The organism is Pseudochrobactrum lubricantis (assembly GCF_041929865.1).
GTDB lineage: Bacteria > Pseudomonadota > Alphaproteobacteria > Rhizobiales > Rhizobiaceae > Pseudochrobactrum > Pseudochrobactrum saccharolyticum.
Map to the genome: position 1 here is coordinate 118426 of NZ_JBHEEE010000007.1, position 25319 is coordinate 143744.

The following is a 25319-nucleotide window of genomic DNA, read 5'->3' on the forward strand; positions in this document are numbered from 1 at the left end:
CACACCATTTCCGGACTGTTTTGAGCCGGAACTGCGATTGTCTTGTGCATCTGATAAGGAAAGCAAAAGGCCGGATAATTATTTATATGTCTCTGGTTTTATTCAGATATTGGTTTGATGGCCGATGCTGAAATATCAGAAGCAAGGAAAGCCTATTTTGTCAGCAGGGTGAAGTAAAGCGGGGTGCCATGAGGCATTTTTACCTGTTGGTATAATAAATTAAAAAAATCCCGCCGCTTTTGTTGAAGTGGCGGGATTTTTATTCATGCAATGTACCATTTGGCAGATAATTTTTGCAGTGCCTCATAGGCTGAGAGCACTGTTTCCATTTGCGCCGTATGGCCGCGAATGAAATCTTCGCCGTAAATGGTTTCGTCCGGATATTCAGTGATCAGCGTCAGCGGCACGGTATGACGGTCATCGACACCGATCAGGCAAGGGAAGCCGTTGATGATGCGGAAGCCGGTTTCGCCTGCGTGTTTTTCAAACAAGGCGATCTGCGCATTATTGTATTCCACCAGACCGTCTATGGCCGAGAGATGACGGGTGACATGATCAACCAGCTCTTCGGACTGCTGTGCCCAGTCAGAGTGATGGCGGACGATGAGGAAAAAGCCTTTCGGCAGTGTCCACATACCAAAACCGCGCGGAATGTAGCCGGAGAGCGGGCGTGTCCATTCATGAGACGGATAGCCGTGCAGATTCACGTGAAGCTTGGCACCGGTCAGCACTTCAGCCTGTGTGCGGATGGCTTTTTCGCCAAGTCCACCCTTGGGTTTCTCGCCGCTCCGATATTCCAGATCATCACCCATAGCGGTGTAACGCGCCGCATGGTGCATATGTTTCGGATTATCAGCGCAGAGACGGCGATGCAGCTCATAGCCGTCAGGATTTTCCTGCGGGGAGATGGTGAAATGCGCGCCTTTACGGGATTTCAGCTCATGGGCTGCACGCAAGGCGCCGACCACACCGGTGGTTTCATTGGCATGCTGACCGCCGCTGATAATCATTGGCTCATCTGTGCCTTTGATATAGCGGCCAAGAACGCTGCGGCCGGAACGGGATTTGGCCTCAAAAGCCTCACCACCAATAAGCTCCAGCTCCTGTGCGATCTGTGCTGCAAATAGCGGTGCCTGTGCGGTGGCAAGCATCTGGCTTTCACCGGCGCTGTCTTTGACCGATAAAGCGCGGGCAGCGATGCGGATAGAAGGCGCTGCATCTGCGTAAGTGATTTCCGGCACAATCTGTCCCGGCTGCAAACCACGGTCACCGAGCGGGCGGCCGGATTTTTTCTGAAACACTTCCAACAATGCAAAGTAGAAGTCTTCATGCAGCGCTTCTGTCAGGCTGATTGCTTCTTCCGCGTGAGTTAGCTTCTGATCTTTGACTGGTAGCGAGACAGCAATGTTCAGCTCTTCAAAATAAGGCTCTGTATCGCCCCATGTATGATTAGCTATTGCTGCAATACCAGTATGGAACAGCTGTTCAAAATCTGTCTCAAAGCGCTCGGACGTGACTGTGCCCTGATGGGTGATTTTCAGCCAGCCGGTCGGCGACAATAAGGTTTCGCCAACCGCATCCTGATGGGTGCGGTTTGGTGCGAAAACCTCGTGTTGCGTGGCAGTGCCGTTTTTGTCTGTCAGGGTCACCTGATAGGTGAAATCCTGTTTGCCCGATGGCTTGAACTCGACTTCCGCATTACCGGTCAGTTTGCTCAGCGGATAGGTTTCCAGCAAAAAGCGATTGGCTGCACAAGCTTCATGGGCAGGATAGGCAATGCTGATGTGCTTGAGATTGCTGCAGTCCACATCTTCAAGAAAGCAATGCACCAGCGGCTTATAGGCACTATGCAGTTTGGCCGTAATGCCAAGTGCCTGCAGCTTTGCTTCTGTTGCCTGCCGGCTTTGCAGATCATCGAATAGCCATGCCTCAACCGTTGCGCCTTTCATTGACGCATCGGAAAAGCGGGCAACAAGTGCATCGAGGCTGCGCTCAAAGCCTTTTTCAAAGATCATGCTCATCGTGATGTTCTCCCTGTCGGATCAAGGCTGTCACGCAGCCAGTCGCCCAGAAGATTAAGACCAAGCACTGTCAGCAAAATTGCTAACCCCGGGAAAAGACTGACCCACCATGCGGTTTGCAAATAAGTACGGCCATCGGCCAACATACCGCCCCAGCTCGGAATGGTCGGATCAACACCAAGCCCCAAGAACGTCAGGCTGGATTCCAGCAGAATATTATTGGCAACATTCAGCGTCATCAGCACGATCACCGGACCAAGCAGGTTCGGCAGCAGATGCTGGAAAATAATGCGCCAGTCTTTGACACCGATTGCACGGGCGGAGAGGATGAATTCACGCTCACGCAGCGCCAGTACCGAACCGCGCACCAGACGGGCATATTGTACCCATTGGGAAACGATCAGCAGGATGATGGTGTTCATCAGGCCGCCGCCGACAATGGCGATAAAGGTAATAGCCAGCAGGATGAATGGCAGTGCGAGCTGCACATCGGCAAAACGCATCACCACCATATCCCAGAAGCCGCGATAATAACCGGCAATCAGTCCCATGATAACGCCGACAACCACGGCACCGGCAACGGAGACAAAGCCGACCAGCAGTGAGATTTTACCGCCGGTGACAACGCGTGCCAGTACATCGCGGCCGAGCGGATCAGTGCCGAAAATATGGGACATATTGGTGAATGGCGGCGTAAGACGCGCCATCAGATCGATCTTGTCCGCACCACCGGGAAACAACAGGCCGGAGAACAGCACGGCAAGACAGATAATGGCTGTGAGGCCGACGCCGAGAATGAATTCAAGGCTGAACAGGCGGGAGAACAGCAGGGAAGAGGAAGTTTTCGCGGCCATTTTCTACTCCGTCCGGATACGCGGATCGACAAGACCATAGGCAATATCGACCAGAAGATTGACACCGATAATCATGAGCGACAGCACGGTGATACTTGCCTGCAGCACCGGATAGTCACGGCCGGAAACCGCATCGAAAGCCAGTGTGCCCATGCCGGGCCAGTTGAACACGCGCTCAACCACCACAATACCGCCGAGCAACCCGCCGAATTGCAGGCCGAAATAGGTAATCAGCGGAATGGCGCAATTGCGCAGTGCATGTTTGTAGAGCACCTTGTTTTCGCTCAGGCCCTTGGCGCGTGCCACCATAATATACTGGGACTGCAGGGTCTCTAACATGGAGGTGCGCACCAGACGCACATTGGTAGCAGTGAGGATAATCCCCATTGTCACCGCAGGCATGATGAAGCTGGCAAAGCCATCCATACCGCTTGGTGGCAGCCATTGCAGACCGACAGCAAACAGCAATACCAGCATGGTTGCGAGCCAGAAGTTCGGGAAAGAGAGACCGACAAGCGACAGGATACGGATCAGCTGATCTGCCCATTTGCCGCGTGATACCGCAGCTTTAATGCCGAGCGGGATCGAAATAATGATCGATACGGCCATAGATGCAAAAGCCAGCAGCAGAGTGGCAGGCAGGGCATCCTTGATCAGCAGGGAAACCGGAGTGCCGCCAAGGAAGCTGCGCCCGAAATCCAGCGTGAACAGGCCTTTGATGAAATTCATATATTGCACGATGAAAGGCTGGTTCAGACCCAGACCTTCACGGATGCGCTCCAGATCGGCCTCGGTTACGCTGCCCGCACCTTGGGTGAGCATCAGCGCCGGATCACCGGTCATACGGATTGCGAAAGCGACGGTCAAAGTCACGACAATGACGACAAAGATCGCCTGTAAAATTCGTTTGATCAGAAATCCGGCCAAAATTCTTATCCTTTATAAGATCAAGGAATTACCGCGCCGATCCAGAGCTTCGCTCTGTTTTTTGCTTGGCGCATTGTCGCTGCCGCCAAATGTTACCATCTGGCTGCGAAATGCTTATCCGGCGCGGTTTAGTCTGTTTATTAGTCAACGCTGACTTCGGTGAGGCGCAGACGGCTGTCCGGTGCCGGTACGAAATCTTTCACGCGCTTGTTGATGCCGTAAATCGCTTTGAGATTGTAAAGCGGCATTTCCAATGCACGGTCGGCTGCGTATTTTGCGATTTCCTTGAGGATTTCTTCACGCTTGGCACGATCGGTAATGGCGCGCTGGGATTCCAGCAGTTCATTCATTTTCGCATCATTGTCATACGGGTTCCATTTTTCACCGGCGTGATACATGGAATAAGCGGTGTTATCGTAATCGAATGTCCAGCCGCCCCATGACTGCTGGAACATCGCGCCGGTTTTACCCTGCGGGATGATGTCATTCAGCAATACGTTGGTTTCATATGGCTTGATGGTCGCATTGATACCGATGATCTGCAGATAGCTGGAAACAGCCTGCACAACTTCGTTGAATGTTGCGTCATTACCGCGAATGTCGATCTGCACGGCTGCACCCGGCTTAACACCGGCCTCTGCCAGAAGCTTCTTCGCGCCTTCCGGATCGTATGGCAGCGGCTTCATTTCGGCATCATACCCGAAGGAAAGCGCACCCTGAAGGCTGGCAATTGGCTCAGCCTGACCACCGAGAATGGATTTGATGATGGTGTCGCGATCAACACCGAGGATCAGGGCCTTACGCACGCGTTCATCAGCGGTAATACCGTCGCGGGTATTATAACGAAGCGAATAAACGGTTGGACCGGCAGTGGTGACAATCGCCAGATTAGGATCAGCTTCAATGGTCGGGATCATGCCGATCGGAATTGTCGGCGGGATTACCAGATCAACGCGGCCTGCCTGCAATTCGGCAACGGCTGTTGATGGTTCGGTGATGAAGCGGTATTCAAGTTCAGACAGCTTAGGTGCGCCGCCCCAATGGTCAGCAAAAGCTTCCATCTGAATGCCGACTTTTGGCTTGTAGCTGGTGACTTTGAACGGGCCGGTGCCGACAGGATTGGCGTTGAAGAAATCATCGCCTTTTTCCTGAATATATTTTGGCGGCACGATCATCGCGCCGTAACCGGCGAGCTTGGTCATCAGAACCGGATCGGTCGCTTTCAGGTGAAAATCGACAGTCTTGTCGTCGATAACTTCGATTTTTTCAATTGCAACATAGTTGGAGCGCTGCGGGCCTTTGGCACCTTCATCACCGAGCAGACGCTCAAAGGTGAATTTGACAGCTTCCGCATTGAAAGGCTCGCCATTGTGGAATTTTACATTCTCACGCAGGTTGAAACGGATACGCTTGCCTTCGTCCAGCTCTTCCCAAGATGTGGCGAGCGCCGGTACGATTTTCAGATCAGGGCCGCGATAGACCAGACCGTCATAAATATTGGTGGCAACAGATGCCCAGTTGACCAGAAATGTGTCAATCGGATCCCAGCTGCCCGGATCCTGCGGTGAGGATACGGTCATTTTACCGGCAGCGAATGCCGGTGCGGATGACAGAGCAACAGCGGACAATGCTGTGCCGACAGTCAGCGCGGTGAGTAATGCTTTAAGCTTCATAATCTCGACTCCCCTTTTGTAAACAATGAAACAGATGTTAGATTTTATGCACTGCGGGCAATGAAATGCCCTTTAGCGATTTCCTCATGCTGCCAGATCTGCGGTTTGTCCTCGATCCGGCGTGTTGTGCTCGGAATTTCGCCTTCCAGCATTGCGCGGTTGGTACGCGCCAGCGGATCGGCGACAGGAACGGCTGAGAGCAGGCGGCGGGTATAATCATGGGACGGTGTTTCAAACACCTGACGGCGTGAGCCGAGTTCCATGATCTGACCGAGATAAAGCACGGCCACGCGGTGGCTCATTTTCTCAACCACAGCCATGTCATGGCTGATGAAGAGATAAGCGAGGCCATGTTCTTTCTGCAGGTCCATAAACAGATTGATGATCTGTGCCTGAATGGAAACGTCGAGCGCAGAGAGCGCTTCATCGGCGATAATCAGCTTCGGATTGGAAGCAAGCGCACGGGCAATGCAGACACGCTGGCGCTGACCACCGGAAAACTCATGCGGATATCGTCCGGCAACGGCTGAACTCAGGCCTACACGTTCCAGCAATTCATCAACGCGCTTGGTGATCGCTGCCTCGTCAAGAATGAGGCCGTGGGTGCGGATCGGCTCGGCAATCGAGAAGCGGATGGTCTTGCGCGGGTCAAGCGAGGCAAACGGATCCTGAAAAATATACTGCACTTCCTGACGCATGCGGAAGCGCTCAGCAGAACTCATTTCTGAGAAGGCTTTGCCGTTAAAACGCATGTCGCCGGAAAGCGGGTTCTGCAATTGCTGGATTGTGCGGCCGATGGTGGATTTGCCGGAGCCGGATTCACCAACCAGAGCCAGCGTTTCACCCGGATGAATGTCAAAGCTGACCTGTGAGACTGCATTACACACATGGGTGGTGCGGCCAAACATATTCTTCTTGATATTAAAGCGGACAGACAGATCACGCACTGACAAGAGCGGCGCTTCATCAAGACGGGCGGTGTCCTGAATACGGGTTTCACCGACCAGAACCGGTTTGTTATCTTCCAGAATTGTGACCGGCATGCGTTTAGGGAAATCTTCACCAGCCATGCTGCCGAGTTTCGGCACGGCTGAGAGCAGAACCTTGGTATAAGGATGCTGCGGATTGGCGAAAATATCGCTGACCGCGCCTTCCTCAACCTTTTTACCCTTCCACATCACCACCACATCATCGGCCATTTCCGCAACAACGCCCATATCATGGGTGATGAAGATCACGGCCATTTCCAGTTCTTTCTGGAGATCGCGGATAATATGCAGAATCTGCGCCTGAATGGTTACATCGAGGGCGGTGGTTGGCTCATCGGCAATCAGCAGTTTCGGACGGCAGGCCAGTGCCATCGCAATCATCACGCGTTGGCGCATGCCACCGGAAAGCTGGTGCGGGAAGCGGCTGAGCATGCCCTGTGCATCCGGCAGGCGTACCATTTCAAGCAGGCGTTGGCCTTCTTTCAGCGCTGCCTTCTTGCTCATTTTTTCATGGAGCATCAGCACTTCGGCAATCTGGTCACCAATGGTGAAAACCGGATTGAGCGAGGTCATCGGCTCCTGAAAAATCATGGCAATTTCTTTGCCGCGAATGCCGCGCATAGTCTTCTGTTCGGCTTCGAGCAGGTTCATCTGTCCCTGCGAGCCGGTGAACAGGATTTTGCCTTCAGGGAATTTTGCACCGAGCATATCTGCCAGACGCATCACTGACAAAGAGGTAATGGATTTACCGGAGCCGGACTCGCCGACAATTGCCGTTGTGCGGCCGGAACGAACGGAAAAGCTCAATCCGTCCACCACGCGGGCGGTCCCGAACTCTACCGAGAGATCTTTGACTTCCAGCAGTGGCTGGGTTTCAGCTGTTTGGCGAAGCTGTGCGTCGTTCACTCCGGTCATCCTTATAGTGTAATGGCAGAACGGGCTGCCTGATTAAATGCACCCGACATAAAGCGCAGCAGAGCCGCCACTTCCGACAGGGTTTCTTCCGAAGGGCGTGCATTGGCTGTGGAATCCACGAGCAGACGCTCACGGATTTGCGCATAGCGCGCACAGGCTTCAGCACCCTTATCGGTAATACGGACGGTCTTTTCTTTTGCGGCCTTGCCGGTGGTCAGCAAGCCGGCATTTTCCAGCTTGCGTAGAGCGTAAGTCGCAATATGCGTGTCTTCAATATCCAGAACCAGACAAATATCAGCCAGCTTCTTTTCACGACCGCGATGACGGATGGAATGCAGGATCAGGATTTCAATCGGGGAGAGACCCGGCAGCCCTGCGGCGGCCATGCAACGTACCATCCAGCGGGAGAATGCATGGGACGCGAGAATCAAGCCATATTCCACTTCGGATAAAGCGGTAGAACCGCCTTCTGCCAGATGGGCGGAAGAGACAATAGGGCCGATGGAAGGGACAGGGCGCAAATGCTTAGGCAGGCTGACCTCGGCCACAAATGACTCGTCATTATGATCTGCCGGTGGCGGCGATTTTTTCCTGCTCATATTGCCAGTCTCCCAATCCTGTGTATTTTATGTCACCATCTTATCGACATTTTGTCAATAAAATGAAACTATGTTTTCCAATAAACATTCAGCGTAACGGCATAATTTTGTGAGGGAGCCGATAATGAGCGCAGCGACACAAGAGATTTCAGGGGCTTGGGACTTCTGGATTGATCGTGGCGGCACATTTACGGATGTTATCGGTCGTGACCCGCAGGGTGTGCTCCACGCCCGCAAAGTGCTGTCAGAGAATCCTTCTGCCTATAAGGATGCGGCTGTTCAGGGTATCCGCCTGCATCTGGGGCTGAAAACCGGTGAGCCGGTACCGACCGGTGCAATCGGTGAAGTACGCATGGGCACAACCGTTGCCACCAATGCGCTGCTGGAGCGCAAGGGTGAAAAGCTGGCGCTGGTGACCACCAAAGGTTTCCGTGATGCGCTGCGCATCGGCTATCAGGAACGCAAGAATATTTTCGCAACGGAAATCATCAAGCCGGAAGCGCTTTACGACCGCGTTGTCGAGATTGATGAGCGCGTGCTGGCCGATGGCAGCACTGAATTGCCGCTTGATCTGGCTCAGGCAGAAGCTGCGCTGTGTGCGCTGAAAGCTGAGGGTTATAATGCCGTCGCTATCGTCTTCATGCATGCCTATAAATTTCCTGCCCATGAAGCTGCTGTGGCCAAAATCGCCCGTGATATCGGCATTGAACAGGTTTCTGTCAGCCATGAAGTTTCGCCGCTGATCAAGCTGGTCGGTCGTGGCGATACCACCGTTGTTGATGCTTATCTGTCGCCGGTTTTGCGCCGTTATGTGGCACAGGTTTCCCGCGAACTCGACGTAGAACGCACCGGTGCGCGCGTGATGTTCATGATGTCCTCCGGTGGTCTGACGGCTGCGGATATGTTTCAGGGTAAAGACGCGATTCTCTCCGGCCCTGCCGGCGGGGTGGTCGGACTTGCCCGTACCGGTGAAACGGCTGGTTTCGGTCAGGTTATCGGCTTTGATATGGGCGGCACATCGACAGATGTGGCGCATTTTGACGGCGAATATGAACGCGCTTTTGAGACCGAAGTGGCTGGTGTGCGTGTTCGCGCACCGATGATGCTGATCCACACGGTTGCTGCAGGTGGCGGTTCCATCCTGCATTTTGATGCCGGTCGTTTTCGCGTTGGTCCTGATTCTGCCGGTGCCAATCCGGGGCCAGCCTGCTACCGTAATGGTGGTCCCTTGGCTGTTACCGATGCCAATGTGATGCTCGGCAAATTGATTCCGGATTATTTCCCGTCGATTTTTGGTCCCGATCAGGACAAGCCGCTGGATGTTGAGCGCGTGCGTGAATTGTTCACGCAGATGGCCGATGAAATCGGCGACGACCGTTCACCGGAAAGCGTGGCAGACGGTTTCATTCGTATTGCTGTTGCCAATATGGTTGAAGCGATCAAGAAAATCTCCGTACAGCGCGGCTATGACGTGACCCGTTATGCCCTGAGCTGCTTTGGCGGCGCGGGTGGTCAGCATGCCTGTCTGGTGGCTGATGCGCTGGGTATGAAGAATATTCTGTTGCATCCAATGTCCGGTCTGCTGTCGGCCTATGGTATGGGTCTGGCGGATATCCGCGCCACCCGTCAGAAAGCACTGGGTGTTGATCTTGATGCGGATGCGCCTGCCGAATTGCAGCGCCTTGGTGCCGAACTGGCCACTGAGTGTGTGGCTGAACTTACTGCACAGGGCGTGGAAGAGCAGGTTATTACCAAGCATCTGCGTGCCCATATTCGTTATGCGGGCACAGATACCGTGCTTTCCGTTGAGGCAACTTATCCGGCAGTTGATGCGGCTTCGCGCCTGCGTGCCGAATTTGAAGCTGCGCATAAGCGTCGTTTTGGTTTCATTGCGGAAAATAAAGCGCTGGTCATTGATGCTGTTGAACTGGAAACTGTCGGCGGTGGTGCCGGTGAGGGCGAGGCAGCAGGCAATATTGGTGAGGCAACTGAAGCGCAGGCTGACCGTCAGACACGCTTCTATTCACAAGGTGCGTTCCATGATGCAGCTGTTGTGGTGCGTGAAACCATGCAGCGCGGCCAGACCGTAACCGGTCCTGCGATTATCATTGAGAAAAACCAGACTATTATCATTGAAGATGGCTGGCAGGCACGCCTGACCGAGCATGACCATGTGGTGCTGACCCGCATCAAGGCGCTGCCGAAGCGCGTTGCCATCGGCACAGAAGCTGATCCGGTCATGCTGGAGATTTTCAACAATCTGTTCATGTCAATTGCTGAACAGATGGGCGTGACTTTGCAGAACACCGCCTATTCGGTGAATATTAAAGAGCGCCTCGATTTCTCCTGCGCGGTCTTTGATGCGACAGGCAATCTGGTTGCCAATGCGCCGCATATGCCGGTGCATCTGGGCTCGATGGATGCCTCTGTTGCTACAGCTATCCGTGAAAATCCGGTCATTAAACCGGGTGACGTGTTCCTGATTAACGCACCTTATAATGGCGGCACACATTTGCCGGATCTGACCGTGTGTACGCCGGTCTTTGATGATGCACAGACCGAGATTCGCTTCTGGGTTGCCAGCCGTGGTCACCATGCCGATATCGGCGGTATTGCACCGGGTTCAATGTCGCCTCTGGCGGTGAATATTGAGCAGGAAGGTGTCTATATCGACAATTTCAAGCTGGTCGATCAGGGGCAGTTCCGTGAAGATGCGCTGGCTGATTTGCTCAATGGTGCCAAATATCCGGTGCGTAACCTCACGCAGAACGTCAACGATCTGAAAGCTCAGATTGCCGCCAATGAAAAAGGTGTGGCGGAACTGCGCAAGATGATTGTGCATTTTGGTGAAGACGTGGTGCAAGCCTATATGGCGCACGTGCAGGATAATGCTGCGGAAAGCGTGCGCCGTGTGCTGGATCAATTGCCGGATGGCCAGTTCACTTATGAATTGGATCAGGGCAGCAAAATTGAAGTCAAAGTGACGATTGACCGTGTGAAGCGTGAAGCGACAGTTGATTTCACCGGTACGTCTGAACAGCGTCCTGATAATTTCAATGCGCCGCAGCCGGTTACCCGTGCCGCCGTGCTTTATGTTTTCCGCGTGCTTGTCGACGGTGATATTCCGATGAATGCCGGTTGTCTGCGTCCGATTAAAATCATCGTGCCGGAAGGCTCGATGCTGTCACCGCATTATCCGGCTGCTGTTGTGGCGGGCAATGTGGAAGTCAGTCAGGCTGTGACCAACTGCCTGTTTGGTGCGACCAAGGCCATGGCTGCGGCACAGGGTACGATGAACAATCTGACCTTCGGTAATAATGAATATCAGTATTACGAAACCATCTGTTCCGGTGCGCCGGCAGGCCCTGGTTTCAATGGTGCCGATGCTGTGCATACCCATATGACCAATTCACGCCTGACCGATCCGGAAATTCTGGAAACCCGTTTCCCTGTGATGCTGGAAGATTTCCATATCCGTGAAAATTCCGGCGGCCGCGGCAAGTGGACTGCGGGTAATGGTACACACCGTACCATCCGTGCTCTGGAAGAGCTGGAATTTGCGATTCTCTCCGGCCATCGCCGCGTACGGCCGTTTGGCCTTGAAGGTGGTGAGGACGGCCAGCTGGGACGCAATGAAGTCCGCCGTAAGGACGGTGCTGTCGAAGTGCTGAAAGGCTGCGATCAGGTAGTTCTGAAAGCCGGTGAGGCTTTCACCATCATTACCCCGACCGGTGGCGGCTACGGCAAGAACTGAACTTTGACATAAGTACGAAATGAACAAAGCCCTTTGCCTGAAACGCAGAGGGCTTTGTTATAAATGCCACAGGTCATCCAGAAAACTTATTATTTCATACGTTAATTCTGTTTTTACCATGTTGTTGTCATAGATGTGGTTTCTCAGGTTTCAGACTTGCTGAATGAAAAACGCAGCCTCCCGCGTTCAGTAAATCAGAAAAGATAAATGAATGAAGTGAAAGATCCCGTGACTGCTCTTAAGCCTGACTTAAGGACAGACATGATAGTTCGGGATCAATTCCAATGAAGATTGAGCTATAAATGTCTGAATTTGCATTCTCCCGTCGTCATTTCTTGCTTGGAGCCAGTGCTCTTGCTTTGACGGGTTGCGTTTCCACCGGTGAAACCAAGCGCCCTTCGGCTGATCTTGCAGCCAACAAAATCAAGCCTGTCACTCCGCCAATGTATTATGCAGTGTGGGATGAAGGCTATCAGGTTCCTGAAGTCGATGTGTCGAAAATTCCGGAGAAATTCTGGCGCACGGAAGTTGATTATATCACGGATGAGAAACCGGGCACGGTTATCGTCGATACACCGAATAAATATCTCTACCACATTAAATCCGGTGGCCGTGCGACCCGCTACGGTATCGGCGTTGGTAAAGACGGTTATGCATGGTCCGGCCGTGCGAAAATTGCCTATAAGCGTAAGTGGCCGCGCTGGACACCACCGGATGAAATGGTAGCCCGTAATCCGGCGCTTGAACCTTACAGCATCGCCAATGGTGGTATGGGGCCGGGCTTGCAAAATCCTCTCGGTTCCCGTGCCCATTATATCCATAAAGACGGACGCGACACGATTTACCGTATTCACGGCTCACCTGAATATTGGACCATCGGTAAATCCGTTTCTTCCGGTTGTATCCGCATGGTCAATCAGGATGTAATGCATCTGTATGATAATGTGCGTGACGGCAGTGATATCGTCGTTATTCCTGACCTGAACAAAACCGGACAGGCGCATTCAGTGATGGCCGCCGGTTAATCAGCTTTGTGGTTTGCGCTCTTAATGAGTGTAAACCACACGCGTTTACGCGCGGTCGCCGATATGCCCGTGCTTCTGCCGGTTTGTATTTTAGCGTAATTTTTAAAAGCTAATTCTTATTTCGAGCAATTTGCGACAGAACAAAATCCTGTCCTCAAACCATGATTATAATTCACGCATGGTTTGTTTATTCTCTGAAGACTTCCGGTTTAAACTGACCTCCTGAAAACGCACCGGAATCAAGATTCTGTCTATGACGGGGGATTTACATGCAAATAGTTGAGCTGGATGTACGGCCGGTGCTGCGTGACGGCGGTGAGCCGTTTCCGCTGATTATGCAGACTGTTTCCGGCTTGCAGGAAGGGCAATCCCTCAGATTGCTTGCAACTTTCCGTCCGGTGCCGTTGTTTCAGGTCATGGAGCGGAAAGGTTTTTCCTGTGCTGCCCGTGAAATTACCGGTGGTGACTGGGAGGTCATCTTCTCTCCGGCAATTTCAGAAGAATCCGCAGAAGAGATAAAGCCTGTCAGCCTGTCTGCCCGAACCGTGGTGCCGGAAATCTGGCCGGATCCGATGCATTATCTGGATTATTCATTGCCGGATCAGAAGACTGTTACGGAAGAAATCCTGCGCCTGCTTGGCAGAATTGAAGAAGGTGCGGTGATCTTCGCGCTGTTCTCAGCCGAGCCGCATTTCTTGCTGCCGGAGCTGGAAAATGCAGGTCATCAATGGGTCGGAAATTTTGATGCTAGCGGCGAAGCATACCGGATGATGATACGCTCCGGCGCTCATTGATTTGTTCTTATTCTGCCCGCTGGCGACGATCCTGCAGCAGCATCGGTGCATATTCGATGACATAAAGGGCGAAGGCCGCGATCCATAACAGCGCCGACACTGCCAGAATTGTATGGAAATAATTCAGAACAATTTCCGCAAATGGTCTGAGGAGTGCTGAGGCAATCAGACAGACATAAGACAGAATGGTGAGCGGAGATGCGCTGAGCGCATTGCCGGTGTGCCCACGAGTGGCACGCCCCATCACCGCCAGCATCATGGTGGCGACAGCGCCGACCGTCAGAATATGCAATGTTGAATAGGCATTGAGCATATCCGCTGCAGACAAAGCGATAGCGATAAAACCTGCGGGAATTAAAGCATAGGCAATATGCAGGATGAGCAGGAGTTTTTCCGGTGCGGTTTCCCAGCCGCGCCAGCGTGCCAGTCTCGCAATATGCAAGATCGCAGCCAGACTGGCGAGCACGAGTGTGACCGGCGTTTCCGGCGCAACTATCCAGCTTAGAAGCGTTAATGCGCCTGTGATGATGCAAAGTGCATCATAGCGGTTAAACGGTACAGGAAAACGTGTTTTCTGATTGCGGTTGAGCCAGTTGCGCGTGAAGCTTGGCACGATACGGCCGCCGATAATCATAATCAGCAACACATAGGCACTGACAGCGATACGGCTGGCAAAAGCAATATCACCATCGGTTATCACGGTATAATGGAAGGTCAGATTGGCGATGGTGAGAAGTGTGACACCGATCAGCACTTTCAGGTTTTTCCATTGTTTGCCGGCAATGATTTCTCTTGCGCAAATGACCAGCAACAATGGCAGAAACAGGCTTTCCAATGCGATTGCCGCATAGAAATGGATGAGATCGGGATAGAGAAAGACCAGACGTCCCGCCAGCCAGAAACCGGCAAGAATGATCAGCGGTGTGCCGGAGACCGGCAGGTTTCCGGTCCAGTTCGGCACAGCGGTCAGCAGAAAACCTGCCAGAACCGCAGAGCCGAAACCGAACAGCATTTCATGGGCATGCCAGTTGAGTGCATCATAAGAACCGCCCAGCGGCATGCCGAGTGTGAGGGATAAAATCCACAACAGCATGGCAAGCACAGCCCAGATACCGGCACCAAGGAAAAACGGTCTGAAACCATAACTGAAAAGCACAGGGCCGGTCATTTTTAACCCGCGCGGCACCGGTTTTCTGGTTTTGGTGTTTTCGTTTTTCAGATGGTCAGCGGTATCAGGGGCGTTCACAGCGGTGTCCTCATCTCAACATGCGTGCCGGTATGCAAACCTGCATCAGGCAGGGCTGTTATTTTTGTGCGCTGGCAATTGCTTTTTCGAGGCGCTGCTGTACCGGCTTTGGTTTCTTCGCGGCCACAATGGCATCGAGATTAGCCGGATTGTCACCGACAACGATCAGAGCTACCATGCCCATGGAATAATGCGGTGTGCATTTAACCAGATAAGCGCCGTCCTGCTGGACTGTCAGCGTGTAATTCTCATTGATCTTGCTTTTGAACTTTTCAACGCCTTCAGGGATCATATCTTTGACCGACTCGACATTGTGACCTTTATCCGTCGGGATGAAGATGATGTTGTCGCCGGGATTGGCTTTGATATAGGCGGGTTCAAAGACCATTGCGCCTTCTGCGCCTTTATTAAGCATGTGTACTTCAATATCGGCAGCCAGAGACGGCAGGGTAAAGAGGGCGAAAACGCCTGCTGTCAGAGCCAGTTTTGTTGCGGTAAGTTTCATGTCAGTCTCCGAAAAAAGATAACCGCTTCAGCGGCTGCCCGTTTCTTAAGACAGATTGAAACACACCTCTTTGTCGGGGCGCAAAGAGGCTGAAAAACCGGACAAAAATGGTGGAGTATTTTAGTCTTCGTGCTCGGCCAGTCTTTTAAGGCCGGACAGATTGGAAACCAGTAGCAATTGCCGTCCGCCTTTGACCAGTCCTCTGGTTTCCCAGTTGCTGAGTATGCGGGAAACCGTATGCAATGTGGTGCCGGTCATTTCGGCAATATCCTGCCGCGAAATCGGAAAATCAATGCGGATATCAGAACCTTCATGAATGCCCGCTTCCTGTGCCAGCCGGATAACCGTATGAGCGATACGGCGCTCCACTTCCTGCGTGGACATTTCACGGATACGGTTATGTGCCTGATCCAGCCGCTGGCCGATCATCTGCATGGCGTTAATCGCCAGCGTGGGATTGCGCTCCAGAAAGCTGTTCATCATGTTCATCGGCCATGCGAGTACAATACTGTCGGCGACAGCAATCGGTGTGCCCGGATATTCTGTGCGCCCGATTGCCAGAGCAAATCCGAATAAATCACCGGGATGGACGACGCGCACAATCAGCTGCTGACCACCGGCGGTAACCTGCATGACTTTCAACCGGCCTTGCAGAAGCAGGTAGAATGAGGTTGCTTTTTGACCTTGCTCGAAGACTTTAGCGCCTTTGGCAACAGGGCGCTGAACCGCATTGGAGAGCAGTTTGTCCAGAGCGCTTTCTTCCATGCCTGCAAAGATCGGCAATGCGCTGACAAGCGTCCGGTCAATCATACTCATCCCTTTGCAGTCATGATACGCTATAGAGCCGTCGCCGTGACCGACCCTGTGTTCATCAATGTGGGATGAGTAGTAAAGCTTTGTGATGCGCGGCGCAATTCAATATATTGCTATCATTTTCAGACTTTTAACCGCTGAAAACCATCTTTTTCAGTTTTTATATAGACAGAAGTTGCGGACATATTTTGCAGGATTGCACGGATTTCTGCCTGCTCCATCAGGCTGAAGGCTGTTGCCCATGCATCAGCAGAAGTTGCGTCAGGCGCGATAACTGTCAGGCGCTGATAACGCGACGAAGACAGTTCATGACTGTTCGCAGCTTTCGGATTGAGCAGATGGTTGAAATGCCCGTCCGGATCAAACCGGAAACCGGCACCGCCGGATGTGGCCAGTGCATTGTCGGAGAGTTGCAGCATCGCATCGGGCTGCGGGTCGGTTTCAAGATCGGCAATACCGATCTGCCAGGGCGTACCATCGGGCTGATTATCCAGACTACGATATTCACCCAGATTCACCAGCGTATTGGTAACGCCGTGGTCTGCCAGCAATTGCGTAATCAGATCAGTGATATAGCCCTGTGCCACACCATTGAGGGTCATGGCCATATGCGGGCGGTCAAAAACAATCCGGCCTTTACTGAAACGCACGGCATCAAAGCCGGTTAAAGACTGCGCCTGCTGCAATTCCTGTGCGGAGGGGCCGGAGGCGGCGGCATGTTCTGCGGAGAAATGCCGCGCAAGACATGCCCAAAGCGGCTGAATAGTCGGGTCAAACAGACCGCCGCTTTTTTCCCAAAAACCACGGCATTTTTCCAGCAACTCAACCAGCTCCGGCGATGGCATCGCCAGAGCACCGGAGCGGTTGAGCGAGGCAAGTTCAGAGTCTGGCCGGTAAAGGCTGAAAATACCTTCCAGACGTGCGATTTCCGCACGAACCTGCCGGAGGAGGGCTTCTGCGGCCCTCTTGTCGGGATGATGCAGAATGATTTTTGCCGGTGCGCCAAGGGCAAAGCCCTGCCAGATCACAGCATTATTATGTGCAGATGCACCGGCATGAAACGGCAGGAGGCTCAGACCCGCAGCAGCACAGCTGATACCGATAAAACGTCTGCGATTGATACGGCTTGTCATGGCAGCCTCCGTGCAAATATTCATGAGATTAATGATGCGTGCTCATTGGTGCTTCAGCAGGCGTGTCTGAGGTGCCGAGAACATAGTCTTGCGGAATGTCGGCAAAGGTAACGATGTCTCCGCCTTTATCTTTGGCAAATTGCTCTGCCGCTTCACGGGTAGAGAAGGGCACGGTTTCTTTAGCCCCCATGCCGCCGGTGGCATTGCTGTTGATGACAAAGAAAGCCTTTTTTGCATCAACCCAGTTTTGTGCGCCCGGTTGCTCCCAGCTTGGAGCTTTGGCCATATCGGAGACATAGATTGCCGCGATATTTTTCGGCTCTTCCGGCAACATGGTAAAAGCCAGCGTGTCACGGGCAGAGGAGAACCAGATGGCTTCACTTGCCGGATGCAGAATGATCTGACCTTTCGGGCCGCTGTGTTCCAGAACATTCATGCCGCAATAGCGCCCCATGGCAGCTTCAGTCAGCGCGAAAGGCGCCGGTGCCTCGGCCTGTTTTTCAGGTGAACAGGCGGACAGGGTAAGAGCGGCAATGACGGGGATGAAAAGGGAGATCAGTCTCATAGTTCTTTCCTTGAAAAGATGAGTATGGAAAGGCCGAGCGGGATGGCAGTCCATAGTCCCAGCGCCAGAGTGAGGACACCTGCGCTCAGAGTTGTGGTGCCAGCAACGCCGCCCATGCCGGTGAGGGCACCGGCACCGCCTGTGCCGAAATTGAGCAGGCGATAGGCATCTGTCGGGTTGATAAGCAGCAAAATATTGAGCAAAGCAGTGCCGATCATCTGCCCCTGATCGAAGACCAGCAAACCAAGCAGCGCCATGTCATAGATCAGCACAAAGAGCAGCCAGATGCCGATGGCAATACCCGCAGCAGTGCTGCGCTCACGCACGATTGTGCTGGCGAAAAAGCCGATGGCGATGAATACCGCGCCGAGCAGGACAGAGCTGCCGATCAGTGACAGTAAAGCCAGCCAGCTTGCCGCATCAATGCCGCTGCCTGTCAGCGCAAGCACTACGGCGGTGCTGCCATAGCCGAACAGGGTCGCGAAAGCGAGAATAGTGAGCTGTCCGAGAAACTTGCCAAGAATGACCTGTTTGCGCCCGATCGGGTAACTCAGCAGCAAGAGCATGGTGCCGCGTTCCATCTCGCCGACAACAGCATCATGAGAGATCAGCAGCGCAATCAGCGGGATCAGAAAAATGGTGAGGCTGGAGAGACTGACAATCACCACATCCAGCCGGTTGGAGCCGATGGTGGTGCCGGTCGGTGCATTGCCGAGAAAGCTCATGCTGAGTGCCAGCGCAGCCAGCAGCAGAGTGGTTGCCAGCACCCAGCGGTTGCGCAACCCTTCCTGAATTTCCTTACCGGCAATATGAATGAGGTTTTTCATTCCGCGGCCTCTTTAACTGTGAGGAAATGGGCGTAAAGCTCATCCAGTGTCGGTGCCATGACATCAATATCCGTGATGTTATGGTTCTGAGCGATAACGGAGTTCAGAACCTGCATTTTATCTTCTGCGGAGACATCCGCCTCAAAACTTGCAAAGCCGGTTTTCCGCCAGCCTATCCGCAGGGATTGTCCGGTGCTGTGGGGTGCGGCTTCGCCTTCGGCTAAGCTGACGCGGATACGCACCGGCAGACGCGCAATATGGCGCAGATCATCCAGTGAGCCATCTGCGATGACCTTGCCGCGATTGGCGATAATTACCCGTCCGACACGATTTTCCAGTTCGGTGAGCGCATGGGAGGACATCAGAATGGTGGTGCCTTCCGCACGCATAACCTCCAGCAAATCGTAGAAGTTTTTGCGCAAGGCCGGATCAAGGCCGGTTGTCGGTTCATCCAGCAGCAGCACGGCGGGTTTGCCGAGCAAAGCCTGTGCCAGACCAAGCCGCTGGCGCATGCCTTTGGAATAGGTGCCGACACGGCGGTCTGCCGCATGGGACAGGCCGACATGATCGAGCAGTGCTGCGGTTTCCTTCGCGGGAACGGATTTGAGCTTGGCGTAAAAGGACAGGGTCTCCCGTCCGGTCAGCGCCATATTGAAGGAGACATGCTCGGGCAGATAGCCAAGCTTGCGCCGTGCCGCAAATTGTCCGGCTGCGGGATCTTCACCCAGCACCAGCACTTTGCCTTGTGTCGGGCGGATCAATCCCAGCATCAGCTTGATCATCGTGGTTTTGCCTGCACCATTATGGCCGACAAGGGCAATATTTTCACCGGCATTCAGCACATAGGACGCATCGCTGATGGCATTGAATGTGCCATAGGTTTTGGTGACACCGGCAAGCTTTACGGTTTCAGTCATGATTTATTTTCGCCTCCGGATTTGACCGGCAACGCAGGCGGTTTCATCAGCGGATAGCTGTCAATGACACCACCGGGCATCAATGCGGGAAATTGCGTCTGCGCCCAGCGGATTGTCTGGATCGCCGGACTGTTGATAAGAATTTTGGCCTGCGGAGCTGTCCACAGCACTTTGTCGATCAGATCATTTGGCCGGTAGGGGCTGTCTGCAATGCCGTCGCCATTGAGGTCAAAGGCGGGATTGTCACTCCAGAAATTGCCGCGTCCTTTGACCGACCAGTCGAGATTGCGTGTGCCGACATATTTGACCTGATTGCGGTTGTTGATGAAGGCATTGCCGCTCATCACATTGCCTTCGGAACCGGCAGTAAAATGAATGCCGATACTGCAATTTTCAAACTGATTGCCGGTGAATTTGTTTTTATTGGCGTTGTAGATGAAAACGCATTTCTCAGGCCCCAGTCGCAGGTTGCCAGTCTCTGCAGACGGGTCAGTTTCCGGTGCTGGCATGCCGTGCTCGGCGCTTTGAACACCGGCATCCATCCAGCGGTCAGCCGATTGCATTTTGCCGATCACCCGATTGCCGGTGATGACGGAACTGTTGGCATAGTTTAGCAGCAACCCGTGATCGCGGTCACCCTCCGAAAGATTGCCGGTAATTTTGAGCCGGCTGGTATACATAATGGCAAAGCCGACAGAATTATTGCGCGAGATATTATCGCTGACTTCACTGTCATTTGTGTACATATAATGGACGGCAAAGCGCACATTTTCCATGAGATTGCCACGGAAGATATTCTTGCGGCTGGCATTGGTATAAATGCCGTCGCGGCCATAGCGGATGATATTATTCAGCACTTTGGCACCCGGTGCATTCCAGATGGAAACACCGCTGCCGGTTTGCGCCATACGCACACCGCGCTTGCCAATAATCTCATTGCCTTCGGCCACGGAATCCTTGGCACCATGCAGATAGATACCATAGAGATTATCAATCAGCCGGTTATTCTCCGCCCGTGCGCCGGTAGCGGTTTTGGCGATGAAAATACCGGAATTGAGATCAAAGAGATTGTCGCCGGAACCACGGATTTCCAATCCGCGAATGATGGTTTCCGGTGCATTGACGGTAATTGTATTGCCGGTGCCGGAGCCGTAAAGCACGGCTCCGGCTTCCCCCTCCAGCATGACTGTCTTGTCAATGACGACTGACCCGTCATGCCGCCCTTTGAGCAGGCGGATCGTTTCCCCCGCCGGTGCCTGATCAAGGACGGTCTGCAGATTTTGTCCGGCAGATACGGTGATCTCTCCGGCCAGTGCCGGAGAAATCAGTGCGGGCAGCAGGCCGGAAAAACACAAAGCCGTGGCCAAAGCATAGTGCTTCATTGCGGGCGCTCTGTGCTCCGGTAAAGCTGCGGAATTGCGTTTTTCCTTATGGCGCTGATGCTGCATGATGCTTAAGCGCCTTTCGGCTCAACAAGCATACGGCCTTTCATTTCCATATGCATGGCATGGCAGAACCACGAGCAGTAGTACCACCACACGCCCGGCTTATTGGCGATGAAGGTGACCGAGGCGGTGGCCTGCGGTGCCACTTCCATATTGATCCCGTAATTGATGATCGAGAAACCATGGGTTAGGTCTTCGATTTCATCAATATTGGTTACATAGACAGTGACTTCATCGCCCTGTTTGACGGTGAATTCCTCAAGGCTGAAGGCCGGTGCGGCAGAGGTCATATAGACGCGGACTTTATTACCGTCGCGGATGACCTCAGCAGCCTCCATCAGATCGACGCCATCGGCCTTTGCCTGTGCAACAGCATCGGCAAAGAACGGATCTTCACGATTCCAGGCATTGACCGGATTGATCTTGGAGCGATGTACGATTGTTGCGTCATGCGGTTCGGCAAAGCTTGGTCCGTCATGGACAATCACCATTTTATCTCCGGAAATATCAATGAGCTGGTCATTTTCCGGTTTGAGAGGACCCACATTGAGATAGCGGTCTTTGGAGAATTTATTGAGGGAGATCAGCCATTTACCGTCAGCCTCTTTGGTCTGTCCCATCGAGGTGTGGTTGTGGCCCGGCTGATAATGCACATCAAGTTTCTGGCGGATCGGATCAACCTTTTCGCCCTTAAAGGCACGTTTGGCATCCTCAATGTTCCACTTGCAGACCTGACTGTCGATAAACAGTGTCGTATAGGCATTGCCCTTGCCGTCATAGGCCGTGTGCAAAGGCCCGAGACCGAGTTCCGGCTCTGCCACAACGGCATCACGCGGATTGATTTTGTCATCAAACAGGTCGTCAAATTTGCGCACATCGAAAACAGTGACGGTCGGCGACAATTTACCATTGGCCACAATATGGATGCCATCCGGCGCGGTATTCATACCATGCGGGCTGTTCGGCACCGGAATATAGCGGGTGAATTTGGAACCCTTGCGTCCGTCAATCACCGGTACGCCGTTGATTTCCTTGAACTCGCCTTTGGCAACCGCTTCTTCAATGCGTTTCAGGTTGAAGATAACAATCCAGTCCTGCTCACTGCCCATCATTTCGGCCAGTGTCACGCCCTCTTCGGAATTGTAGCAGGTCGCGAAAGCATATTTGCCCTGATAGTCACAGTCCACATTATCGAGATTGCCGCTGACCATCACCTGCCATGCTACCTTCATGCTTTCGCCGTCAACGGCGGTGAAAATCGCATGATAGTTTTTGGTATCTGTCAGATTTTTACCGTCATTCGGGATCGGCACGCGGTCTTCACCATTACAGAAGACATAGCCGGTCTTCGGATATTTCTGCACGCGCAGGCCATGAACCGTGTGCTGGTTCGGCAGCTGAATGATCTTGTCGCATTTCATCACATCAAGGCGGATGCGGCAGACGCGGGTATTGGCCTTGTCATTGGCGTAGAGATAGCGGCCGTCATAGGTGCCGTCAGTAAAGGAGAGATGCGGATGGTGCAGGTCACCATTGTCGAAAACGCCGCCGCGGTCTTTCATAAACTCACGGTCTTCAGGCAGCATGCCTTCGGTCAGAACTTTCAGGCTTTCATTGGTCTGCCCCCAGCCGGTGGCACTGTCACGGTTGAAAACCGGAATGCGCATCAGCTCACGCATGGATGGCAGGCCGACAATACGCACTTCACCACTCTGGCCGCTGGAAAAGAAGGTGTAATATTCATCCAGTTCGCCCGGCTTGACTTCAGCGCTTGAACCGGATGCGGATGCCGCCATGGCCTGCTTCGGTGCGCCGGCCATGACAAGCGCACCGCCCATGCCGCTGGCACCGGCAGCGGCCACAAAAGCCGAGGTGCCGAGTAATTGCCGTCTGTTCATGCGGGTCTTATTTTCTTGCTCAGACATTGCTTTGTCTCCAGTTGAAAATTTCAGGATGCTGCGTCCGGTGCGGATGCGCCGGTAACAGGTTGTCCGTTATGGGTGATGATGGTTTTTGACTGGCTGCCGGTACGCTCTGCCGGTGGCGTATAAGGCGCGTTGCGGGCAGCGAATTTCTCACGTTTGACGCGCACCTGAATCATATGCGGGCAGCGCTGGTCATCGTGGTAAAGCTCCTGACAATGCATGCAGTAGATGCATTCATTGACATTGATCTGGCCCTCCGGATGGATTGACTGTACCGGACATTCAACGGCGCAACGCTGGCATGGCGAGCCGCATTCCGGCCAGCGTTTCAGCCATTCAAACATGCGAATGCGGCCGGGTATGGCGAGTGCCGCGCCGAGCGGGCACAGATAGCGGCAGAAGAAGCGCTCGATGAACAGACCGGCAGTCAGCAAGGTCAGGGCATAGATGACGAACGGCCACTCGCGGGCGAATTTTAGGATGATCGCGGTTTTGAACGGTTCGACTTCAGCGAAAACTTCGGCCAGAGCCACGGAATAGAGCGACAGACCAAACAGGCCGAGGAAGATAATATATTTGATCGGCCACAGACGTTCATGCAGGCCCCATGGTAGTTTGACCTGCGGTACTTTCAGCCATTGTGCCAGATTGTTGCTCAGTTCCTGCAGCGCGCCGAAAGGGCAGAGCCAGCCGCAGAACGGGCCGCGTCCCCAGAACAGCAGACCGGCAGCAACCGAACCCCATAACAGGAAGGTCAGCGGGGAGGTCAGGAAGAACTCCCAGTTGAAACCAGTGATGAGCGAATTGGTGAAAGTCAGGACATTGACGACCGATAATTGGGTGTTGGTGTAGAAGCCAAGCCAGACAAGAATGAAGAGAAGATAGCCGCGTCTGACCCATGCGAAGAAGCGCGGACGTCTGACCAGATGGTTCTGGAAAAAGAAGATTGCGACCAGCACCAGAATGGCGAAGGCAGTAATCACAATATTGATTTTGTTCATCTGCCACATCTGAATCCACAGCGGATTATCTTCTCCGAAGAAATCAGGCATGGATGCTTCACCGACCGGTGCGCTGACATGCGGATTATTCGCAGTGGCAGCATCTTGTGCAGACTGCACGGGAGCCGGGACAGGTTTGGCAGGTGCGGTGATGGTCACATATTGGTCGGGAAGTGTATAACCGAGGTCATAGAAGATGCTGGCTTTGTCACGGGCACCAAAGCCACGCTGTACCAGTAATTGCAGTTCCCATGGCTTTGTTACGTCGAAGGCGAAACCTTCCGGCACCGTGAACAACGCGATTTCACGCAAATCCGGTGCGCCTTCAGCAGCAATATTGCCGATACGGGTATGGTTTTTATCTCGAAAACGGATGCCCTGACCGTCCTGCAACAGTTCGATACGGTCGAAAATACCGCCGCGTACGTAACCCGATCCCTTGAAGGAATAGGCACCATCACCGGCAACCAGTACGGCCTGCTGACCGGGTTTGAGATGTTTTTGCATTTGGTCATAACCGGCCTTGCCAAGCAGGCTGAGGCCGATAGAGGGTACCGATACCGGCGCGATATAAAGCTCGATGAATTGATCTTCAGGATCGGATGTTTCAGGATTGCCTGCGGCTTGCGGCTGTTTAGCGTCAAGAAAAGCTTGCGTTACTTCGCCGACGCTGAGCTTCAGGCTGCGGACAGAACCGTCACCGGTCAGTTCCTGCCAGTCACGGATATCCTGTTTTGACAGATCAACAGTGCGGGTTTCCTGCGGTGCCGCGACTTGTCCGGCAGCAAGCTGATTGCCCAGACGGCCGCTACGGATCAGTCCGACAGCCGAGCGCACCACACTGTCGCCCATGACCAGAACAGTGACCGTGGCACCGCTGACAATCTCGACCTGAGGCGGTTTGGCTGTACCGGATGCAACGGCATTGAAATCGCTGTTGATGAGGGAGTTGAGCGCCGCAACCACTTTGGCTTCGGGAATGCCGATCAGCACAATCGGCTCTTTATGGTCGGCAAGTTTGATGCCGCGAATGATACCTTTGGTATCAATGCCGACGAGAATATGGATCGGCTTGCCGGAATAGCCGACTGAACTGGTAAAATCCGAATTCAGATAAATATAGCCGAGCAAATCCTGATTTTTATAAACCGGCGCAATCGGTGGTTCACCTTGCGGCGTGCCGATACGATCCGCATCCTGAAATAGTTCCTGCACTTTTAGCACAGGCAGATACTTATCCAGCTGAGCGGCAAAGGCTGTCGTTTGCAGGCTGATGAAGCCGCTTAACAGAAGACAGAACAGCAGGATCAGTTTTCTGATGAAAAATGCCGGACGATCATGAAAGCGGTTCATATAAGGTGCTCACTGCAAGTCAGGTGCTGCAGCAGCAG

At 53.3% G+C, this 25319-nt stretch carries 19 protein-coding genes; 3 read left to right on the forward strand and 16 right to left on the reverse strand.

Annotated features, from left to right (window positions below; translation table 11 throughout):
* Positions 1-263 precede the first annotated feature (263 nt).
* The 6 genes from JNC80_RS15110 to JNC80_RS15135 form a co-directional block, all read right to left on the reverse strand.
* Positions 264-2021: a M14 family metallopeptidase gene (locus JNC80_RS15110; RefSeq protein WP_376710765.1), complete on the reverse strand. Its 1758-nt coding sequence runs from the start codon at positions 2019-2021 to the stop codon at positions 264-266.
* Positions 2018-2875, reverse strand: coding sequence for an ABC transporter permease (locus JNC80_RS15115; RefSeq protein WP_376710766.1), 858 nt, complete (start codon positions 2873-2875; stop codon positions 2018-2020). The genes JNC80_RS15110 and JNC80_RS15115 overlap by 4 nt, the downstream gene beginning before the upstream one ends.
* 3 nt (positions 2876-2878) lie before the next feature.
* On the reverse strand, positions 2879-3802 hold the full coding sequence (locus tag JNC80_RS15120; protein ID WP_075657004.1) for an ABC transporter permease: 924 nt from the start codon (positions 3800-3802) through the stop codon (positions 2879-2881).
* 140 nt (positions 3803-3942) lie between these two features.
* The gene (locus tag JNC80_RS15125; protein ID WP_151160070.1) at positions 3943-5475 is read right to left on the reverse strand and encodes an ABC transporter substrate-binding protein; all 1533 of its coding nucleotides are present in this window, start codon (positions 5473-5475) and stop codon (positions 3943-3945) included.
* Between the two features lie 44 nt (positions 5476-5519).
* On the reverse strand, positions 5520-7370 hold the full coding sequence (locus JNC80_RS15130) for an ABC transporter ATP-binding protein (RefSeq protein ID WP_376710767.1): 1851 nt from the start codon (positions 7368-7370) through the stop codon (positions 5520-5522).
* Positions 7371-7381: 11 nt separating this feature from the next.
* Positions 7382-7978 carry a winged helix DNA-binding protein gene (locus JNC80_RS15135; RefSeq protein WP_213598804.1) on the reverse strand — a complete coding sequence of 199 codons (597 nt, stop codon included), beginning with the start codon at positions 7976-7978 and terminating at the stop codon, positions 7382-7384.
* 124 nt (positions 7979-8102) lie between these two features.
* On the opposite strand from JNC80_RS15135, the gene JNC80_RS15140 reads away from it, so the two are divergent.
* The 3 genes from JNC80_RS15140 (at position 8103) to JNC80_RS15150 (ending at position 13551) form a co-directional block, all read left to right on the forward strand.
* Positions 8103-11732: a hydantoinase B/oxoprolinase family protein gene (locus JNC80_RS15140; protein WP_376710768.1), complete on the forward strand. Its 3630-nt coding sequence runs from the start codon at positions 8103-8105 to the stop codon at positions 11730-11732.
* A 302-nt stretch (positions 11733-12034) separates the two neighbouring features.
* Entirely contained in the window at positions 12035-12757 is a 723-nt protein-coding gene (locus JNC80_RS15145; RefSeq protein WP_022712560.1) for a L,D-transpeptidase, read from the forward strand.
* Between the two features lie 269 nt (positions 12758-13026).
* Entirely contained in the window at positions 13027-13551 is a 525-nt protein-coding gene (locus tag JNC80_RS15150) for a DUF2249 domain-containing protein (RefSeq protein WP_376710769.1), read from the forward strand.
* A 7-nt stretch (positions 13552-13558) separates the two neighbouring features.
* On the opposite strand, the gene JNC80_RS15155 is transcribed toward JNC80_RS15150, so the two are convergent.
* The 10 genes from JNC80_RS15155 to JNC80_RS15200 form a co-directional block, all read right to left on the reverse strand.
* Positions 13559-14719 carry an NnrS family protein gene (locus JNC80_RS15155; protein ID WP_376710810.1) on the reverse strand — a complete coding sequence of 387 codons (1161 nt, stop codon included), beginning with the start codon at positions 14717-14719 and terminating at the stop codon, positions 13559-13561.
* A 136-nt stretch (positions 14720-14855) separates the two neighbouring features.
* The gene (locus JNC80_RS15160) at positions 14856-15302 is read right to left on the reverse strand and encodes a pseudoazurin (RefSeq protein ID WP_022712562.1); all 447 of its coding nucleotides are present in this window, start codon (positions 15300-15302) and stop codon (positions 14856-14858) included.
* Between the two features lie 120 nt (positions 15303-15422).
* Positions 15423-16118, reverse strand: coding sequence for a Crp/Fnr family transcriptional regulator (locus tag JNC80_RS15165; RefSeq protein WP_376710770.1), 696 nt, complete (start codon positions 16116-16118; stop codon positions 15423-15425).
* Positions 16119-16237: 119 nt separating this feature from the next.
* A complete protein-coding gene (locus JNC80_RS15170; RefSeq protein WP_376710771.1) occupies positions 16238-17248 on the reverse strand; it encodes an FAD:protein FMN transferase in 1011 nt (336 codons plus the stop codon).
* A 28-nt stretch (positions 17249-17276) separates the two neighbouring features.
* Positions 17277-17813, reverse strand: coding sequence for a nitrous oxide reductase accessory protein NosL (locus JNC80_RS15175; RefSeq protein ID WP_376710772.1), 537 nt, complete (start codon positions 17811-17813; stop codon positions 17277-17279).
* On the reverse strand, positions 17810-18640 hold the full coding sequence (locus JNC80_RS15180; protein ID WP_376710773.1) for a DUF2705 family protein: 831 nt from the start codon (positions 18638-18640) through the stop codon (positions 17810-17812). Before JNC80_RS15180 ends, JNC80_RS15175 begins: the two co-directional genes overlap by 4 nt.
* Positions 18637-19557: an ABC transporter ATP-binding protein gene (locus JNC80_RS15185; RefSeq protein WP_376710774.1), complete on the reverse strand. Its 921-nt coding sequence runs from the start codon at positions 19555-19557 to the stop codon at positions 18637-18639. Before JNC80_RS15185 ends, JNC80_RS15180 begins: the two co-directional genes overlap by 4 nt.
* A complete protein-coding gene (locus JNC80_RS15190; RefSeq protein WP_376710811.1) occupies positions 19554-20939 on the reverse strand; it encodes a nitrous oxide reductase family maturation protein NosD in 1386 nt (461 codons plus the stop codon). The genes JNC80_RS15185 and JNC80_RS15190 overlap by 4 nt, the downstream gene beginning before the upstream one ends.
* 71 nt (positions 20940-21010) lie before the next feature.
* Positions 21011-22927, reverse strand: a complete 1917-nt coding sequence (gene nosZ, locus JNC80_RS15195) for a TAT-dependent nitrous-oxide reductase (RefSeq protein WP_075656993.1) — start codon at positions 22925-22927, stop codon at positions 21011-21013.
* A gap of 23 nt (positions 22928-22950) precedes the next feature.
* Positions 22951-25281 (reverse strand): 4Fe-4S binding protein, encoded by a 2331-nt coding sequence (locus tag JNC80_RS15200; RefSeq protein WP_376710775.1) that lies wholly within the window; start codon positions 25279-25281, stop codon positions 22951-22953.
* Positions 25282-25319 lie beyond the last annotated feature (38 nt).

Bases quoted from the DNA above. Each gene is read 5' to 3' on its own strand.
- JNC80_RS15110 (WP_376710765.1), bottom strand. From the start codon at position 2,021: ATGAGCATGATCTTTGAAAAAGGCTTTGAGCGCAGCCTCGATGCACTT.
- JNC80_RS15115 (WP_376710766.1), bottom strand. From the start codon at position 2,875: ATGGCCGCGAAAACTTCCTCTTCCCTGCTGTTCTCCCGCCTGTTCAGC.
- JNC80_RS15125 (WP_151160070.1), bottom strand. From the start codon at position 5,475: ATGAAGCTTAAAGCATTACTCACCGCGCTGACTGTCGGCACAGCATTG.
- JNC80_RS15135 (WP_213598804.1), bottom strand. From the start codon at position 7,978: ATGAGCAGGAAAAAATCGCCGCCACCGGCAGATCATAATGACGAGTCA.
- JNC80_RS15140 (WP_376710768.1), top strand. From the start codon at position 8,103: ATGAGCGCAGCGACACAAGAGATTTCAGGGGCTTGGGACTTCTGGATT.
- JNC80_RS15145 (WP_022712560.1), top strand. From the start codon at position 12,035: ATGTCTGAATTTGCATTCTCCCGTCGTCATTTCTTGCTTGGAGCCAGT.
- JNC80_RS15150 (WP_376710769.1), top strand. From the start codon at position 13,027: ATGCAAATAGTTGAGCTGGATGTACGGCCGGTGCTGCGTGACGGCGGT.
- JNC80_RS15155 (WP_376710810.1), bottom strand. From the start codon at position 14,719: ATGACCGGCCCTGTGCTTTTCAGTTATGGTTTCAGACCGTTTTTCCTT.
- JNC80_RS15160 (WP_022712562.1), bottom strand. From the start codon at position 15,302: ATGAAACTTACCGCAACAAAACTGGCTCTGACAGCAGGCGTTTTCGCC.
- JNC80_RS15165 (WP_376710770.1), bottom strand. From the start codon at position 16,118: ATGAGTATGATTGACCGGACGCTTGTCAGCGCATTGCCGATCTTTGCA.
- JNC80_RS15170 (WP_376710771.1), bottom strand. From the start codon at position 17,248: ATGACAAGCCGTATCAATCGCAGACGTTTTATCGGTATCAGCTGTGCT.
- JNC80_RS15175 (WP_376710772.1), bottom strand. From the start codon at position 17,813: ATGAGACTGATCTCCCTTTTCATCCCCGTCATTGCCGCTCTTACCCTG.
- JNC80_RS15180 (WP_376710773.1), bottom strand. From the start codon at position 18,640: ATGAAAAACCTCATTCATATTGCCGGTAAGGAAATTCAGGAAGGGTTG.
- JNC80_RS15185 (WP_376710774.1), bottom strand. From the start codon at position 19,557: ATGACTGAAACCGTAAAGCTTGCCGGTGTCACCAAAACCTATGGCACA.
- JNC80_RS15190 (WP_376710811.1), bottom strand. From the start codon at position 20,939: ATGAAGCACTATGCTTTGGCCACGGCTTTGTGTTTTTCCGGCCTGCTG.
- nosZ (WP_075656993.1), bottom strand. From the start codon at position 22,927: ATGTCTGAGCAAGAAAATAAGACCCGCATGAACAGACGGCAATTACTC.
- JNC80_RS15200 (WP_376710775.1), bottom strand. From the start codon at position 25,281: ATGAACCGCTTTCATGATCGTCCGGCATTTTTCATCAGAAAACTGATC.